Here is a 17,182-nt window from a genome sequence, read left to right on the forward strand (position 1 = left end):
TACCTCTTTTAAAACAATTAATTACAATTTTACTCTGCGTTTTTGTCGCACAAAAGCGTGTCAGCACGCGTTTCATGAAACCGGCCTGAACGTTTCATTGCAACATTTATGAAACACAACTAAACCCAATATTCGGTTCTTTAATTTTGGGGTTAGCGATGGCTGAGACACATCTTCCACCACGCATGAATGACGACAAACCGGTTATCTGGACGGTCTCCGTCACGCGCCTGTTCGACCTGTTTCGCGACATCAGCCTGGAGTTTGATCACCTCGCAACCATTACCCCAATTCAGTTGGGTTTTGAAAAAGCGGTGGCCTATATCCGCAAGAAGCTCGCCAGCGAACGTTGCGATGCCATCATCGCCGCGGGTTCCAACGGCGCGTATCTGAAAAGCCGCCTGTCGATTCCGGTGATCCTGATAAAACCCAGCGGATTCGACGTGCTACAGGCGCTGGCGAAAGCCGGTAAGCTAACCCCGTCGATTGGCGTCGTCACCTATCAGGAAACACTGCCCGCATTAACCGCCTTTCAAAAGACGTTCAATTTGCGCCTGGAGCAGCGCAGCTATATCACCGAAGAGGATGCGCGCGGGCAGATCAACGAGCTGAAAGCCGGCGGAACGCAAGCGGTGGTTGGCGCGGGCTTGATTACCGATCTGGCGGAAGAAGCGGGGATGACCGGGATCTTTATCTATTCGGCGGCCACCGTACGTCAGGCCTTTAGCGATGCGCTGGATATGACCCGCCTGACGCTCCGACGCAACGGGCAATACGCCAGCGGCGATACGCTACGCACCCGCTATACGCTGGGTGATATGCGCGGTCATTCGCCGCAGATGGAGCAGGTTCGCCACACCATCATGCTGTACGCCCGCTCGCGCGCACCGGTGCTGATTCAGGGTGAAACCGGGACGGGGAAAGAGCTGGCGGCGCAGGCGATTCATCGGGAATATTTCACCCGTCAGGACTCTCGACGTGGCAAGCCCTCAGCGCCATTTGTCGCCGTTAACTGCGGGGCTATTACCGAATCATTGTTGGAAGCGGAGCTGTTTGGCTATGAAGATGGCGCGTTTACCGGCTCTCGTCGGGGCGGTCGCGCGGGCCTGTTTGAAATTGCCCACGGCGGGACGCTGTTTCTCGACGAGATCGGTGAAATGCCGCTGCCGTTACAGACCCGACTGCTGCGCGTGCTGGAAGAAAAAGAGGTCACTCGGGTGGGCGGGCATCAGCCGATCCCGGTCGATGTGCGGGTGATCAGCGCCACCCACTGTCATCTCGAGCAGGAGATGAAACAGGGCCAGTTTCGAACCGATCTGTTTTATCGCCTGAGCATTCTGCGCCTCACACTGCCGCCACTGCGCGAGCGCCTGCCCGATATCCTGCCGCTGGCAGAAGGGTTTTTAAAACAGTCACTGGCGGAACTCGACGCGCCGTTTTCTGATACGGTGCGTAAGGGACTCGGGCTGAGCCAGCAGACGCTGCTCAATTATGGCTGGCCGGGAAATATTCGCGAGCTGCGTAATATGATGGAGCGTCTGGCGCTGTTTTTGAGCGTGGAACCGCAACCTGAACTGAACATCCATTTTTTGCAGCAGTTGTTACCGGAGTTAGCCGTTACCTCCGAAGCTCCTCAGGTGGCGTCATCACTGACACCGCAGCAGGTGCTGGCGCAATGTAATGGCGATAAAACCGCAGCCGCGCGGTATTTAGGTATCAGTAGAACCACATTCTGGCGGCGATTAAAACAATAACCCGCCGGTACGATGACCAGCGGGTTGTTTGTCTTTCAGTTCAGCGCGTTATTTTTTCTTGTAAATATTAGCCGTGCCATGGATTTTATTGTCCGTTTGACCGGAGGTTAATACCAGGACGTCTGCGCCTTTCTCATCGGCTTTCTTAATCAGGTCTGCTTTAGCATCTGCGGCAGACATTTCATTGCTGGTAGAAATCGTGCCAATCTTGGTGTACTGAGACTCAACCTTATCAAAATCGACCTTCATCATCAGTTCCGCGGCATAGGCGTTGGAAACGACAAAAGCTAACGCACCAATTAATACCTTATATCCAGTTTTCATATAAAAGCTCCAATTTTTATGTTTTTACGCCATCATCGACCCCTGAACATCGATAGTGCGAGTCAAGGATGATTAATAAGTAGTTCAGCTTGTTCAAAAAATCCAGAGCTAACGGAAATATAAAGAGATTTTGCGAAACGGAGATAACCGACGATCCTACGCCGTTGCGTTCCCCGCCGCACCTGGCCGCGAATAATCGCCTGACATACCCGCTTGCAACAGCGCTATTGTTTCATAATACAGTGTGAGTAAATCCTCAGAAAAATGTACGCTGAAAACGTAGAGTAGCTGACGACGCAGAATAGTCTTAATCCAGACTGCGCATCACATACCCCTCTATTCTCACTGATGGAATCGTTGTTTATGGAACCTCTACACGCCGTCGTACTGACCGTCAGTTTGTTCGTGTTAACCTTTTTTAATCCCGGTGCAAATCTGTTCGTGGTGGTGCAAACCAGTCTGGCATCGGGACGCCGGGCGGGCGTGATGACCGGTCTGGGGGTGGCGCTAGGCGATGCGTTCTATTCTGGCCTCGGGTTGTTTGGCATGGCGACACTTATCACCCAGTGTGAAGGCGTATTCTCACTGATTAAAATTGTCGGCGGCGCGTATTTACTGTGGTTCGCGTGGAACAGCATTCGACATCAGGCGACACCACAAATGCCAACGTTACAGCAGCCGATTTCTGCACCCTGGTACGTCTTCTTCCGGCGCGGGCTGTTAACGGATTTATCCAATCCACAAACCGTGCTGTTTTTTATTAGTATTTTCTCGGTCACGCTGAGTGCAGACACGCCGACATGGGCAAGGATGATGGCGTGGGCGGGGATTGTGTTGTCTTCCGTTATCTGGCGTATTTTTCTCAGTCAGGCGTTTTCTTTACCTGCAGTTCGCCGCGCATATGGGCGGATCCACCGGATTGCCAGTCGGGTGATTGGTGCCATTATCGGAGCCTTCGCCCTGAGGCTGATTTACGAAGGCATCACCCATCGTTAACGCACCTGAAACACAGTTTCGCTTGACCATCGTGACGTAATTGTCCGTAATACCGCCTGGATTTTTAAACGTATTTTTGAGTGGCTGTGAGATGGAACAGGTTGCCCCCGCAAACGACACATTACTACTGACTGAATGGCAGGCGCTGCTGCGCCAGACGTCTCCTGACGTCCATACGATCCTGACTTCGTTAAGCGATGAGGAGATCCGCCATTTAGTGACCGTGTTTTATGACTACATGCTCTCCCATGCCGAGAGCGCATTGTTCCTGAATACTGAACAAGTCAGCACGCGGCTCAGCGGCAGCATGTTTAACTGGCTGCGCAGCGTGCTGGGTAGCGCGCAGGAAGACCTCTCACAGTTGCTGCTCAAACAACGCGAAATCGGCGTGGTGCATGCGCGTATCGGCCTGCCCATCGATCTGGTCAATCGCGGCGCGCGCAAGCTGAAAGATGAGTTGTATCGGGTGCTGAAAAAGAAAGCAGACTACCCGCCTCACCTGTTGAGTGACGCTATCTGCTTTAGCAGCCTGGCAATGGATACCGCACTGGAGGCGATGACCGTCTCCTATTCGCCAAGCTATCAAAACTCCCTGAACACGCAAGAACAGTATCGCCTGCAAACGATTTATGACGACGTCAACGTCGAGCGCGAGCGGCAAATCCGCTCGTTTACCGACTGGGAAAATCAGTTTATCTACAACATTGCCACCGGATTACCCGTTGGGGAACTGGTCTTTCTGGCAAACTCCGATTTTGGTATGTGGTTCTCCCATAAGGGAAAACATATATTCGGTAACAGCAATCTGCTTGCCGAAATGGAATCTGTGATTGCAGAAATTGATAACCGTCTGACCCAGACACTGTTGAATCTACAGCAACCTGCAGAAGCCGTACGGATGAGTTTATTACAGGATGTCCGCCAGCTGTCGGCAAAAATCCATTACCTTCTGGCCTCGATGTTTGAAGCGCTGGTCAAACAGGAAAACGGTAAAGACTCGCTGACCCAACTGCTTAACCGCCGCTTTATTCCAACCATTATGCGGCGCGAAATTTCGCTGGCATTACATGCGCGCAAGCCGTTCACCCTGGCCATGTTAGATATTGATTACTTCAAACAAATCAACGACAGCTATGGGCATAACACCGGCGACATGGCGCTGAAAAGCGTGGCGGCGGTGATTTATGAGCATATCCGCAGCAGCGACTACGTTTTCCGCTACGGCGGTGAAGAGTTTATGATCCTGCTGGTCGAGTCAGAGGTTTCACAGGCCAGTATTATTCTGGAAACCCTGCGTAAAAAGATTGCCGACCTGCGCATGGCGGCCTCGGCGACGGAATCCTTCTCGATTACCGTCAGTATCGGTATCGCCGAATATGACTACCATCCGGACTACAAACAGTTGGTGGATAAAGCCGACCGCGCACTGTATCTGGCAAAAAGCCGTGGCCGTAACCGCGTCGAAACCTATCAGGAATAACTTTTCCCTTTCCGCAGAAATAAATACCCCCTTCAGGGTATTTATCTGACCCGTGTTAATACTCGTGCTGTTATTTTTAATAGGGCTTTTGCCTGACGCAAAAATAACAGCCGCCGAATAAGATGCAAATCAAATACATGATATCTTTATCGCGTTAGCATATCCCGGTGATGCGTCCTCCTGAATGCGGGAAGGAAACGATGAGGGATAATAAAATCATGAACGGGAATAAGAGAACACGCTGGCAGCGCCGTCCAGGCACCACCGGAGGAAAACTGCCATGGAATGACTGGCGGAATGCCAGCACCTGGCGAAGAGCCACCCAGTTTCTTCTGCTGGCGATTAATATCTATATTGGCGTGACCTTTTATTACTGGGTCCGCTATTTTGAGACCGGCGGCACCAGCGTGTATATTCCCAGACCGGGAGGGATTGAAGGGTGGCTGCCTATCGCCGGGCTGATGAACATCAGGTATACGCTGGAAACCGGATACCTTCCGCCGATCCACGCCGCCTCCATGCTGCTGCTCGTCGCGTTTATTCTGATAAGCCTGCTGTTAAAAAAATCATTCTGCTCGTGGCTCTGTCCGGTGGGGACGCTGTCAGAGTTGATTGGCAATCTGGGTAAAAAACTCGTTGGCCGCCATTTCACACTGCCGCGCTGGCTGGATCTGCCGCTGCTGAGCCTGAAATATCTGCTGCTGAGCTTCTTTCTGTATATTGCCCTGTCGATGCCCGCGCAGGGGATCCAGTACTTTTTGATGTCGGCCTACGGCATGATTATCGACGTCAAGATGCTCGATTTCTTCCGCCATATTGGCACAGCGACGCTGGTTTTCGTGGCGATTATCAGCATCATGAGCCTGTTTATTCGTAACGCCTGGTGTCGCTATTTATGCCCGTATGGTGCCCTGCTCGGCCTCTTCTCCCTGCTCTCTCCATTTAAAATCCGGCGTAATGCAGACAGCTGCATCGACTGCGGAAAATGCGCGAAGAACTGCCCGTCAAACATTCCGGTGGACAAGCTTATTCAGGTCCGCACCGTTGAATGTACCGGCTGCATGACCTGCGTTGAATCATGCCCGGTCGCCTCAACGTTGACGTTTTCACTGCAGAGACCGACCGGCAACGCTGCACCTAAACCGTGGTGGCAACGCGTCGCTTTACCTGGATGGGGAATGACGCTACTGCTGCTCGGTATTCTATTTGCCGTCATTGGCTATGCGATGTATGCCAACGTCTGGCAGACGCCGGTACCGGAGCATATGTATTTCCAACTGATACCGAAGGCCAGAATGATCGGGCATTAACGTTTACCGCCTTGCAGACCATCAAACACCCTGCCAATTCTGGCAGGGTTTCCGCCTTTTCGACCATTTTAAGATTAATGAACTTGTGCCATCGGCGTCCCGTTTATACAACCTTAAATAGCCTCTGGAATAATTCTATTTTTATTTCATGTTCGGCAATAAGGGACCTCAATAATGCGCGGGAATAAAACCATGACTAAAATGAAACTGGCACTGTTATTACCTCTTTTTCTGGCTGGCTGTTCAATGAGCGACGGGGAGTTAAGAAACGCCTACGCTCAGCATTATCAGCAGCCGACGGCTTATGTTGAGGTCTATAAGCAAAAAATAGCCAGTATGGACATTAATGCACTGGCGCAATATGCCGCCACAGAAGATAAGAAGAAAATGCGCGGACAGCCGCGGCTGAAAATAGACAACTTCATTACCATTGAGAACGTACAGGCGAAGGGAAATCGGGTGGTATACGATTACTCGTTGTCAGAAAGCTGGCAGGCGTTACCCGCCGATAAGCAGCGTGAGAAGCAAACTAATATGAACAGGGATTTGATTTATCGTACCTGCTCGCTGGAAACAGTGCGTCTGGCACAGGCGAAAGGGCTGGAAGAGGAGCATAACTACTACAGCCAGTACCCGGACAAGCTCGCCTTTACCCTGAGAACCAGCGCCCAGATTTGTATCCAGAACGGCTTTACGCAATAACCGGTCTGGCCATCAACGGGCCATCAATGCCTGATGGCGCTTCGCTTATCAGGCCTACATGAGTGTGCACCCCGTAGGCCGGATAAGGCGCCAGCGCCGCCATCCGGCTAAAAACCGATGGTTAACATCAGAATTTCCACGACACGCTGCCAACGATACTGCGCTCCGCACCGAAGTAGCAATACGAGAGCGAGTTACAGGCCGCCACGTAGCGTTTATCGGTCAGGTTGTTGACGTTCAGTTGCGCACTTAAACCCTTAATCCCAATATTCGTTAAGTCGTAGCCTACCGCCATATCCACCAACGTGTACGACGGCAGAGTATGGGTATTCAGGCGATCGCTGGTGATCCCGTTGACGTAGCGCACGCCAGATCCCAGCGTCAGGCCGTCCAGCGGACCACTTTTCACATCGTAGCTCAACCAGGTGCTGGCCTGATTACGCGGGGCGTACACCGCACGCTTACCCTGCTCCTCCGGACTGCTCTTCTTGTAGCGAATGTCGGTATAGGTGTATGCCGCCTGCAGGCGGAAGCTCTCCGTCAGTTGGCTGATCGCCTCCAGCTCGACCCCTTGCGATTCAATTTCGCCAATTGAGCGGTACGGGTCGGTCGGTTCTTCTTTGGTGGCGATATTGGTCTGATTGATACGGAATACCGATGCGCTAAACTGGCTGTTCAGCCCCTCCGGCTCATACTTCAACCCGGCTTCCCACTGCTTGCCTTTCATTGGCTCCAACAGGTTGCCGTTTTCGTCGGCAAAGCTGGTCGGTGTGAACGCGGTGGAGTAACTGATGTACGGCGCAAAACCGTTATCGAACAGATAGAGCAGCGCGGCACGAGTGCTGAAGTTGTTTTTATCCAGATCGCTGCGGGTATCGTTTATCTTATCAATGTTCGACACGCTGACCTGATCGTAACGGCCACCGAGCGTAATGCGCCAGCGATCCCATGACATCTGATCCTGCAAATAGTAGCCCGTCTGGCGCAGCTTGTGTTTTTCACGCGCGTACATGTTGATGTAATCCGGCTTCGCGCCGTACACCGGGTTAAAGGCGTCAATCGGCGGGAAAGCACCGTAATAGCCGGTGGTGTTGTTGCTGCGACTCTGATAGTCAATGCCCACCAGCAGGCGGTGGTTCACCTGCCAGGTATCCACGCTGCCGTCGAGTTGGTTATCCAGCGTAATGGCCGACATATTCTCATCGGAGCCGGAATAGCCGCGGTTGAGTTCAGTGTCATTCAGCCAGCCCGCCGCATACACCTGATTAAGTTCAACATCGGTATGCAGATAGCGCAGCTTTTGTCGTACCGACCAACCGTTGTCGAACATGTGCTCGATGTTGTAGCCCACCATGTTCTCGCGACGATCGTATTTGTCGTAGTCATCCTCACCTTCAAAGAAGGTATTGGAAATCTTTTGCCCGTCGTGCGGCACCACGGTGCCATCATATGGCAGACCCGAGTGGCTGCCACCTTCCGGATCGCGGTGCAGGTAGGCCATCAGGTCGAGACGCGTCTGGTCGGTGATACGCCAGGTCAGGCTGGGCATCAGCGCGTAGCGTTCTTCCTTCAGCGGACCAAACTGCGAGTCCGCATAGCGCGTCATCCCGCTCAGACGCGCCGCCACGCGATCGTTATCGTCCAGTGCGCCGGTGACGTCAAAGGCGGCGCCACGCTGGTTGTTATTGCCGGCAAACAGCTTCACTTCGCCCCCCGCATCAAACGACGGTTTACGTGAGGTCAGCGCCACAATGCCACCCGGTGAAGAACGGCCATACAGCACCGAAGCCGGACCGCGCACCACTTCAATATTGTCGAGGAACCACGGATCGACCACCAGTGAGCTGTGCGAGTTGGTATCGCCCATCATCTTCAGGCCATCGAGATAGACGTTATCGAGGCTGCCGTCGGAGAAACCGCGCAGCACAATATAGTCAAAGCGGTTAGAGGCACCAATCTGATTGCTGTACACCCCTGGCGTGTAGCTGACGGCCTGGCGCACGCTGGTGGCTCCCTGCTCTTCAAACTGTTCACGAGTAATGATGGACACCGACTGCGGGGTTTCAATATCCGGCGTGGCAAGCTTGGTGGCGCCGCTCTGCATTTGCGAGGTGACCACCACCGTATCGTTTTTTGTTGTTTCCTGCGCCAGCAGAGGAAAAGCCACGCTGCCGGTCACCCATCCCACCAGCAGCGCCAACCGAGTCTTCGCGAACATGAACATCTCCCAAGGCATTTCTAATTGTAAATGAGAATTATTGCGCTTTTTATACCAGAGATAGCTATGCCGGATGCCAGGTTACGTATGCGCAGCGCCAAAATGCGATTCAGACGCGCGCATAAAACGGAGAAATGGATTAGCAAGGTTTGAGGATATCGCCAGGCGAGAAACCGTAGCGGCGACGAAAGGCGGTCGAAAAGTTGGTGGCGTGCTGGTAGCCCGACATCCATGCCGCCTGCTGTACGCTGTACCCTTCTAATAAATACCCCCGCGCCCGTTCCAGACGGCAGTCGCGCAGGTAGTCAAATACGGAGCAGCCATACGCCGCACGAAACTTGCTGCGCAGGCTACTGGGGCTCATCGCCGCACGCTGGGCCAGTTCGCTGAGGGAGTAGTCATTTTCCGGCGTCTGTTCCAGCAAACGACGCACAATCTCGAGGCGTTGCTGTTCGCCGCTGGCAGCCTGGCGTCTGCTGCTCTCCACCTGACAGACGCTGAGACCGTGGCCGAACAGTTGCAAAATAAGCCCTTCCAGCATCAGCTGGCGGGATACATTACTGAGCGTGCTCTGCTGGGCGTACTGTAATCCACTGAGCAAAAAGCCCGGCACTTGCCAGATAAGCGTTGGTGTCTGGCATCTTTCCCATTCAACCATTAACGACTCCAGCAACCCCGTGCGCCACGCGCCGTCCGGATACAACCCCAGCGATAACGTTCGCAGCTTGCAGTCCGCGGAGTGACGGGCGCTCATGGTCTGGTGCTCGCTGAGGCGCGAACTAAACGCCATGCCGGAACGCACCACATGCTGCTGCCCATTGAGAGTCAATGTCACACAACCTTCCAGCACCACCAGCATATACAGGGGAGTGCTGTGGCGGGAGGTGGTTTCGTAGGGTTGCAGCACCTGCACATCGGAGTGGGTAACACACATCCCGCAGGGCAGCGTCATCTCTTCGACTTTGCCCTGTAGCACGGGGCTGGCATGGGGGAAATCCAGCTGTTGCGAAAGCTGCGGAAAGCGGTAATCAATGCCGTAACGCTCACCAAAATCCATAAACTCACTGACGGAGAAGGTTCGTGCCAGCCGTGCGGCTGTATTTTGGCCGGTGGTGTTGTTCATACAGTTTTCTGCACAGGGAATGGGGTTCGCTATTTCGGGTTGGTGGCAACATTACCATTACCTACAGAATGCAACAATAATAATGAGAATTATTATCAATAATAATCTTAAAGATAAGGCTGAGAGATACCGCTAAGGTTGACCGCCCTACCGTCGGTATAGCCGAAGCGGTTATACCGACGTGCAGATTTACCGGTCAGTTACTTCATTAATACATCAACAAATTTGGCCAGCCATTCAGGATGTGCAGGCCATGCCGGTGCGGTGACCAGATTGCCGTCAACGTGAGCCTGGTCAATGCCGATATCCGCGTAATGCCCGCCACTCAGGCGAATTTCAGGCGCGCAGGCTGGATAGGCGCTACAGGTGCGGTTTTCTAACACGCCGGCCGCGGCTAACAGCTGTGGACCATGACAGACGGCGGCAATCGGTTTGCCCGCCGCGTTGAAGTCCTGAACCAGTTGAATAACATCCGGGTTCAGCCGGAGATACTCCGGGGCGCGTCCACCGGGGATCAGCAGCGCGTCATAATCGGCCGCCCGCGCGTCAGCAAAATTAGCATTCAGGGTAAAACGATGTCCGGGTTTTTCGCTGTAGGTCTGCGCCCCGTCAAAATCATGAATGGCGGTCTGAACATAGTCCCCTTCACGTTTATCCGGGCAGACGGCGTCCACGCGGTGACCTAACATTTTCAGCGCCTGAAAAGGCACCATCGTTTCATAATCTTCGACATAATCTCCGACCAGCATCAGTATTTTTTTCATCAACGTCCCCGCCCATAGCGATTAAGTGCAGAAATAACGGCCCTTTTTACTATAGTTCACGCGCTATACGTCATTAATAAATACCGTAGAATAATCGGCCGGATCACAGTCTGCACAGGGGCACGTCAGAAGGTCGCATTCATCTTAAGCGCAAGGGAAAGCGCTACTAATAAATATAAATTATCTATAAATATATAATTGAGAAATTTTAATACCAGCCTGTTACGCCCATTAATTAAGAGTGAATGAATTGCATGTAAGAATTCCTGTGTTATATTTCGACTGAACTTTCACGACATATAATTATTTATTATTTAATAAATAAATGCTGCCTATTATTTATCATCTATTATTATTCTGTTCAGCGTAAATCGGCGAATAGACAAAAAAGGTTTTCCCATGATCACAAGACGTTCGTTCGTCAGACAGAGTCTGGTGACGTCAACGAGTATGTTACTCGCCAGTATAACGGGTATCGGCTTCAGTAAATTGGCCAGCGCAGCAGAAACCCACCGCTGGCTAATGCCAGATGAAGGTGCGCCCCATGCGGCAACCTGGATGGCATTTGGCGCCAGTGCAGAGATCTGGGAGCCTCACCTGCTGCCGGTAGTCCAGGGAAACCTGGCCCTGATCGCCAAAACCATCGCCGCATTTGAACCGGTAAATATGCTGGTTCGCGAAGAAGACAGCGACCTCGCGGCAAAGCTGTGTGGGCCATCGGTCAATGTGTTGGTGCAGTCAATTGACGATCTGTGGATCCGCGATACGGGGCCGGTGTTTGTGAAAAACACTGCCGGCACACTCGGCGGAGTCGGGTTTAATTTCAACGGTTGGGGCGATAAGCAGCAACATGCACGCGACGCCGACGTCGCAGAATTTGTCACCGACGATGCTAAGGCCGAATTTATCCGCTCGTCGCTGATCCTGGAAGGCGGCGGTATTGAAGTCGATGGCGAAGGCACTGCGATTATTACCGAGAGCTGCGTTCTCAACCCGAACCGCAATCCCGGCGTGAGCAAAGCGGAATGTGAATCCGAACTGAAACGCCTGCTGGGGCTGGACAAAATCATCTGGTTACCGGGCATTGCCGGGAAAGATATTACCGATGGCCACACGGACTTTTATGCGAGATTCGCGCATCCCGGCACGGTAGTGGTGGGACTTGAGCAGGATGCTTCCTCATTTGATTACGCCGTGACCCGGCGACATCTGGCAGTCTTACACACCGCGACGGACGCGAAAGGACGCCGCCTGAACGTCGTCGCGCTGGAAGGACCGTCTACCCTTCGGCAAACCTATGCCAACGATGATTTTGCCGCCGGTTATATCAATTTTTATCTCTGTAACGGCGCCGTTATCGCGCCGGAGTTTGGTGACAAACGCACCGATCGTAATACCCGTGCGATTTTGCAGGCGCTGTTTGCTGAGCGTGAAATTATTCAACTGAATATCGACGGTATCGCGGCGGGCGGCGGTGGTATTCACTGCGCGACGCAGCAGCAGCCTCATTAAAGCGCAGCGTATTACAGCTTACGCGATCGCCTTGGGGTTTAAGTTCTTGGGCTGTAAACCCGACGCACAGGGCGATCCCCCTGTGCGTTTTTTTATTTCTGGAACACGGTGATGGGCAACGTTCGTGAAGTACTACAAAAATAAACGGCAGGTCATTTTTTGGCATCAATAATCAATAAAAGCATGCCCTGTACTGTTCCGGCATGCCGGAATCTCCCTTCACACACGCACAGGACGGGATCATGAAAATGCAATTTGCTACAAAATATCTGCCGCTGATTTGTCTGGTCTCAAGCGGGCTGCTCTATTCAGCTTCGGTAAACGCCATGGGAAATGACGATACCACGACGCCAACCTGCCCGAAGGGCCAAGTTTACGACAACAAAACCAAAAACTGTTTACCAGAAAAAAGCAGTATGATCGACGATCAGGATAAAACACAGTATGCGTATCACCTGGCGAAAACCGGTCACTATCAGGACGCTATCAATTTACTCGATACCTTACAGCAACCCAATACGCGTGAGGCCTGGAACTATCGGGGTTATGCCACCCGCAAACTGGGTCGTACGGATGAAGGGATTGGCTATTATCAACGCTCGATTGCCCTTGATCCACATTATGCCAAAGTACGCGAATACCTCGGTGAGGCATGGATGGTTAAGGGTCGCCCCGATCTGGCAAAAGCGGAACTGGCCACCATTAAAACCCTCTGCGGCACTCAATGCGAAGAATATCGCGACCTTAAAGCCGCGATCGACGGACACCCCGAGTCATAGGCCAGAGAGGAACGAGAAATAGCGGCAATGGCGTGCGTTTAGCTTCATTGGGGGCATCTTTCTGAACCGAACACAGAATGCCCCCATTAATGCCACCAACAGGAACGTGATGTCTGTTGAGGCCGATTAACGCTGGAGATTTAGAAACATGTCAGAAGCGGAAAAATACGGGCTTTAAGTTGATTTCGGTAGACTTGAGAAGAGTTTGAAATGGTGCCGATAATAGGAGTCGAACCTACGACCTTCGCATTACGAATCCAGAATCTGGTGTTTTCATGATGTTTCATCACCTTGCATAAATCACCACAAAAACAATTAATATCACCAAGTTACATAGTTAACTTATTCTAAATTGTTCCACCTTATTTCACCCTATACAATGCTAAACAAGTACGCGAGAATGAGATGGAACAGCCAAAAACAATCACCCAAGACCGACAAGTTGCCAGCCTAAAACCAGCTGATGGCAAAGACCGTATCGTTGTTAAAGTGCAGTCAAAAGCAAGTCCGGGGCTGTCAGTCGAATCCCGAAATGGGAGCCAAACCAAGAGTTGGCTTTACCGCCCCTATCTGAACGGTAAGCAGATTAAAGTGACACTAGGTGCTTATCCTGCAATGTCGCTCGCTCAAGTACGTGAAGCGCATGCCAAAGCGGGGCGGTAAATGTAAGGAATTCCTGAAAATCTTCACAGCGTCATCAAAGTTGAAACGACTGCCGGGCAGCCAATTCAGATTAAAGTTACAAACGTTAGTTGGAATGGGCATGACCCGATCCCAAATGAAGTCCTTTTTTTCGAACTACCCGCTGATTCAACAGAAAGACAAATCACTGCGCAGGTAAGGAAGCTACTGAAAAGGAAAACATTTATTCGACTTTGCGAACACTGCAATCAGTTCAACATCAACGGTTGGATGCAGAGCAACTCATGTTGCCAGTCTTGTGCTGAAAAATACTTTGGTGTTGTTTATTGAATGTGGCTTAGGCAGCACGATGCTTCCGCTGCCTCATCCATTTACTTACCCACTCTAAGGAAGATTGCGTCATCCTTCCTGCATGATTGCTGCATGGCGTTTTGCAGTGTCGACTCTGCGTTCGTACTCCTCGCTCGTAATGTTTTCATAACAACAGTCTGCCTCATCCCGACGAAATCGGTTACAGCCATAAAAAGCGCCGCCGTCTTTGTTCTTACGCTTCACCATGGTGCCAAGACCGCAGCGCCGACAGACAATTTCTATCTCCAGACATTCCGGATTTGCACATATTCTTTGCATGCCATTGTGCATCACCATCGGTGAGCTGCATTGCTTGCAGGAACTGGCCATGTAATCACAAGCTGGTGAGTGAGAGCAGACATAGAATTTCTTATCATAGCGACTCACTTTGCCCGTTAAGGAGCCGGACTCACAATCTGGACAGCTCCATTGACCGACTTCAAGAGAATCACTTTTCGTAATGAGCTGTTTACCCATTTTTGCAATTTCCTCAACAAAAGCAGAGGTATTCTGGCTATCAAAGATCATAAACACATAGTGTCGGGCACGAGTAACGGCGACATAAAATAACCGACGCTCTTCGGCAAACAGGTATGGCTCTTGCTCTGGGAGAAGAAGGTCTATCAACTCATCATTTTCTTTGGCTGATGGAAAACTCCCCTTTTCGAGCCCCAGCAGGAGCACGTAATTTGCTTCCAGGCCTTTACTGGCATGCGCCGTCTGGTATTGAATATCAAGAAGTGGAAACTCGGACATTAGCGCCTTCAGATCCAACTCCTTAAGATCCCTCATATTTTCCAGACGATAACGACCAATAAGCATGACGGGGGCCCGACGGGTACTGTTGAGCCTCACTTCCCGGCTATGGCAACGAGCAAGCGCTCTCCTGATTTGCTGACGATAAGCCTCAGCTTTTCTTTGATTGCGATCGGCAATGTGGATATTAGCGATTTGTTCCTGAATATCGAGGAGTTGGACGGCCGCATGTTCCACCTGTACGTGGGTCGTAATATCTTTCTTCAACTGCGCCGGGTTGCGAGTGACAAAGGAGGAACTGAGCTCATGAATGCGATTATTAAATCGATAACTTTTGTCCAGAGGTAACATTTTTGCAGGCGAAAATTGATGATCAAAACGGGTAAAAAAGCGGAGGTCTGAGCCATTGAAACGATAAATAGCCTGCCAGTCATCCCCTACTGCAAACAGCCGCATATTATCCCGGGTTGCCAGTAATGCCTTTAACAACTTCCCTCGGCCACCTGAAAGATCCTGAAACTCATCAACCAGAACATAGTCATAACGATGATGAAATTGCCCTTCCTGAAGTGCCGTTGTTGCTTCCGCGATCATATCGCTGAAGTCCATTTCTTGTTGCTCTTTGAGATGGGTTTCATAGGCATCATAGACGGGTTTAAATAACGCAATAAATGCCTGGGTGCGCCCCATATCTATACGTTGGGGTGACGCCAGCAGATCTGAGAACGAAAATTGCCCTTCCTTGAAAAGACTAAGGAAACGGAGCATCAAATCGATAAAGCCTTGCCACGGCGATGAACCCGAGCTTTTAAGCTCATCCAGCAGTGTGTCTGTGTCACGTAAATGCTGCGGCTCCTCTACCCGATTAAGTAAATTGAGGATATTTTCTTCCAGCGTTCCTTCACTCAACTGGTAGCTGTATAACTCTTCCAGTCGGGTTTTGTGCTGTTGATGCAGTTTCCGCTTCCAGGCTAATCCTTCAAGATATGCGGCCTGATCAACAAAGGGGGCCGTTCTCATCTCTCGATCTATGCCAAGATATTCAATATAGGTCTTACTGACTGGCAAGTAGAAGTCAGGCTTATACTGGCGGCGTTCGATGGTTGCTGTATTAACCTCATAATTCGCTTCATAAGCAAAGGGGACTGAATACAAATAGAGATAGTTGGCAACCCGTAACTCGCCGACACTTTTAACCCATTGCCCGGTCAGGGTGATCAGGCGGCAGCTTTGGAGAAACTCATGATATTCTTCAATGGCATTGAAATCATATTCACAACGCCCAGGTGTACTGTAACAAACAAAATATTTAACCAGTTGGGTTTTATAATCATCGCTGAGACTTATTTCTGCTTCTAAAGTCGCTTCAATAAATTGTCGTAGCTCATTATTTTGCTCAGCAAAACGCGTAAGTGAACGTTTGACGCCAACACTTTGAGCGACGATACGATTGCCGAACGCATGGAAGGTAGTCGCTTTTAATTTATCCCCACTTTCCGGCAGCCGCTCAGAAATACGTTCAGCCATTTCTCGCGCGGCCTTGTTACCAAAGGCCAGCATTAAGATGTTTTCCGGCTGAGCTAAACCCGCCTTCAAGAGATACCCGGCTTTACCAATCAGTGTCGACGTTTTCCCCGTCCCGGCACCTGCAACAACTAAAGTATGATCTTCATTCGTGACACAAGCTTTACGCTGAGGGGAACTCAGGGGTTGTGATTCGATATTATCAAAGAAGGTTTGATACGATGAGACTAGCTGCGGGACGACCCGTTCGTTAAAGTGCTGCCGTCCCGATTCTGATACATCATCCATGGATAACTTCAGTGCCAGTTGCACAATGGGGTTATCATTTTCCTGGGCAATAAAATCGGCGTCAATATCAAGGTCATACAGACGATTTTTGACCAACGTGAGTTGTGACAAAGCGCGCCACTCCCACGAAGAGAAATAGTGATTACCTTTCTGATAGAGTTGGACAACCTCAAGCAGCTCCCGCCACTCAGCGCTATGCTGAAAAATATCCAGCGCTGCACGTTGAATCTTTTGAATAAGTGTTTCGAGCTGCTGAGCATTGAAACCATTAAGCCGATAGGTTTCACCGTCTGTCCCAATAGAGACATTAGAATACAGCCAACTTCGTCTGACCTTAATATTTCTAATCGCATCGATCGACAGTTGCACGCTCACATTTTGGTGCCTGAATGCCAGCAGGCCTGAAGACAGAGTTATTTTATTTGAGCGTCGGCGAATAAGGCCCCACAAATCATACAGTGGATGCGTACTGAGGTTCTGTTCACTTTGCAACTGTGGGGTCAATTTGTTCATTCTTGATGGAAAAATCGGAAATGGAGAAGTTTAAAAAATAACTGAATCAAAAGGAGCATTCAGTACCGCCGTTGATTCCTGGTAGTGAGGTTCTCGCCTGCTTAATCAGAACTATTTTCACTCTTCAGGTACAACGGAGGGCGATA

13 protein-coding genes are annotated in these 17,182 nt (G+C 51.0%); 8 read left to right on the top strand and 5 right to left on the bottom strand.

Annotation, left to right across the window (positions count from 1 at the left end; genetic code table 11):
• Positions 1-158: 158 nt before the first annotated feature.
• Positions 159-1,754, top strand: coding sequence for a propionate catabolism operon regulatory protein PrpR (gene prpR, locus AC3ITF_RS17470; protein WP_135912495.1), 1,596 nt, complete (start codon positions 159-161; stop codon positions 1,752-1,754).
• A gap of 48 nt (positions 1,755-1,802) precedes the next feature.
• Here the strand turns inward: prpR and yahO are convergent, their stop codons facing one another.
• Complete coding sequence (yahO, locus tag AC3ITF_RS17475) at positions 1,803-2,078, bottom strand: DUF1471 family periplasmic protein YahO (protein ID WP_115259327.1); 276 nt, start codon at positions 2,076-2,078, stop codon at positions 1,803-1,805.
• A 363-nt stretch (positions 2,079-2,441) separates the two neighbouring features.
• Here yahO and AC3ITF_RS17480 point away from each other — a divergent pair, with 363 nt between their 5' ends.
• The 4 genes from AC3ITF_RS17480 to AC3ITF_RS17495 all read left to right on the top strand — a co-directional run bounded on the left by AC3ITF_RS17480 (position 2,442) and on the right by AC3ITF_RS17495 (position 6,566).
• Positions 2,442-3,074, top strand: coding sequence for a LysE family transporter (locus tag AC3ITF_RS17480; RefSeq protein ID WP_115259329.1), 633 nt, complete (start codon positions 2,442-2,444; stop codon positions 3,072-3,074).
• A 91-nt stretch (positions 3,075-3,165) separates the two neighbouring features.
• Positions 3,166-4,554, top strand: coding sequence for a diguanylate cyclase (locus AC3ITF_RS17485; protein ID WP_115259331.1), 1,389 nt, complete (start codon positions 3,166-3,168; stop codon positions 4,552-4,554).
• A 218-nt stretch (positions 4,555-4,772) separates the two neighbouring features.
• Positions 4,773-5,864, top strand: coding sequence for a 4Fe-4S binding protein (locus tag AC3ITF_RS17490; protein ID WP_137362778.1), 1,092 nt, complete (start codon positions 4,773-4,775; stop codon positions 5,862-5,864).
• 192 nt (positions 5,865-6,056) lie between these two features.
• Positions 6,057-6,566 (top strand): hypothetical protein, encoded by a 510-nt coding sequence (locus AC3ITF_RS17495; protein WP_115259990.1) that lies wholly within the window; start codon positions 6,057-6,059, stop codon positions 6,564-6,566.
• Positions 6,567-6,693: 127 nt separating this feature from the next.
• Here AC3ITF_RS17495 and foxA read toward each other — a convergent pair whose 3' ends face one another.
• The 3 genes from foxA to AC3ITF_RS17510 all read right to left on the bottom strand — a co-directional run bounded on the left by foxA (position 6,694) and on the right by AC3ITF_RS17510 (position 10,671).
• On the bottom strand, positions 6,694-8,802 hold the full coding sequence (foxA, locus tag AC3ITF_RS17500; RefSeq protein WP_117342072.1) for a ferrioxamine B receptor FoxA: 2,109 nt from the start codon (positions 8,800-8,802) through the stop codon (positions 6,694-6,696).
• A gap of 121 nt (positions 8,803-8,923) precedes the next feature.
• Positions 8,924-9,907, bottom strand: coding sequence for a helix-turn-helix transcriptional regulator (locus tag AC3ITF_RS17505; RefSeq protein WP_489175885.1), 984 nt, complete (start codon positions 9,905-9,907; stop codon positions 8,924-8,926).
• 200 nt (positions 9,908-10,107) lie between these two features.
• Positions 10,108-10,671, bottom strand: coding sequence for a DJ-1/PfpI family protein (locus tag AC3ITF_RS17510; RefSeq protein ID WP_181219028.1), 564 nt, complete (start codon positions 10,669-10,671; stop codon positions 10,108-10,110).
• Positions 10,672-11,070: 399 nt separating this feature from the next.
• Between AC3ITF_RS17510 and AC3ITF_RS17515 the strand changes: the two genes are divergently transcribed.
• The 3 genes from AC3ITF_RS17515 (at position 11,071) to AC3ITF_RS17525 (ending at position 13,625) form a co-directional block, all read left to right on the top strand.
• Positions 11,071-12,183: an agmatine deiminase family protein gene (locus tag AC3ITF_RS17515; RefSeq protein WP_489175886.1), complete on the top strand. Its 1,113-nt coding sequence runs from the start codon at positions 11,071-11,073 to the stop codon at positions 12,181-12,183.
• Between the two features lie 242 nt (positions 12,184-12,425).
• Positions 12,426-12,962: a tetratricopeptide repeat protein gene (locus AC3ITF_RS17520; RefSeq protein ID WP_135912505.1), complete on the top strand. Its 537-nt coding sequence runs from the start codon at positions 12,426-12,428 to the stop codon at positions 12,960-12,962.
• A 405-nt stretch (positions 12,963-13,367) separates the two neighbouring features.
• On the top strand, positions 13,368-13,625 hold the full coding sequence (locus AC3ITF_RS17525) for an Arm DNA-binding domain-containing protein (protein WP_489175887.1): 258 nt from the start codon (positions 13,368-13,370) through the stop codon (positions 13,623-13,625).
• A gap of 378 nt (positions 13,626-14,003) precedes the next feature.
• Here the strand turns inward: AC3ITF_RS17525 and AC3ITF_RS17530 are convergent, their stop codons facing one another.
• Positions 14,004-17,036 (bottom strand): UvrD-helicase domain-containing protein, encoded by a 3,033-nt coding sequence (locus AC3ITF_RS17530; RefSeq protein WP_489175888.1) that lies wholly within the window; start codon positions 17,034-17,036, stop codon positions 14,004-14,006.
• Between the last annotated feature and the right edge of the window lie 146 nt (positions 17,037-17,182).

This window comes from Citrobacter sp. KH_055_1, assembly GCF_057838705.1.

Coding starts and splice junctions, on each gene's coding strand:
- prpR (WP_135912495.1), top strand. CDS start 159: ATGGCTGAGACACATCTTCCACCACGCATGAATGACGACAAACCGGTT.
- yahO (WP_115259327.1), bottom strand. CDS start 2,078: ATGAAAACTGGATATAAGGTATTAATTGGTGCGTTAGCTTTTGTCGTT.
- AC3ITF_RS17480 (WP_115259329.1), top strand. CDS start 2,442: ATGGAACCTCTACACGCCGTCGTACTGACCGTCAGTTTGTTCGTGTTA.
- AC3ITF_RS17485 (WP_115259331.1), top strand. CDS start 3,166: ATGGAACAGGTTGCCCCCGCAAACGACACATTACTACTGACTGAATGG.
- AC3ITF_RS17490 (WP_137362778.1), top strand. CDS start 4,773: ATGAACGGGAATAAGAGAACACGCTGGCAGCGCCGTCCAGGCACCACC.
- AC3ITF_RS17495 (WP_115259990.1), top strand. CDS start 6,057: ATGACTAAAATGAAACTGGCACTGTTATTACCTCTTTTTCTGGCTGGC.
- foxA (WP_117342072.1), bottom strand. CDS start 8,802: ATGCCTTGGGAGATGTTCATGTTCGCGAAGACTCGGTTGGCGCTGCTG.
- AC3ITF_RS17505 (WP_489175885.1), bottom strand. CDS start 9,907: ATGAACAACACCACCGGCCAAAATACAGCCGCACGGCTGGCACGAACC.
- AC3ITF_RS17510 (WP_181219028.1), bottom strand. CDS start 10,671: ATGAAAAAAATACTGATGCTGGTCGGAGATTATGTCGAAGATTATGAA.
- AC3ITF_RS17515 (WP_489175886.1), top strand. CDS start 11,071: ATGATCACAAGACGTTCGTTCGTCAGACAGAGTCTGGTGACGTCAACG.
- AC3ITF_RS17520 (WP_135912505.1), top strand. CDS start 12,426: ATGAAAATGCAATTTGCTACAAAATATCTGCCGCTGATTTGTCTGGTC.
- AC3ITF_RS17525 (WP_489175887.1), top strand. CDS start 13,368: ATGGAACAGCCAAAAACAATCACCCAAGACCGACAAGTTGCCAGCCTA.
- AC3ITF_RS17530 (WP_489175888.1), bottom strand. CDS start 17,036: ATGAACAAATTGACCCCACAGTTGCAAAGTGAACAGAACCTCAGTACG.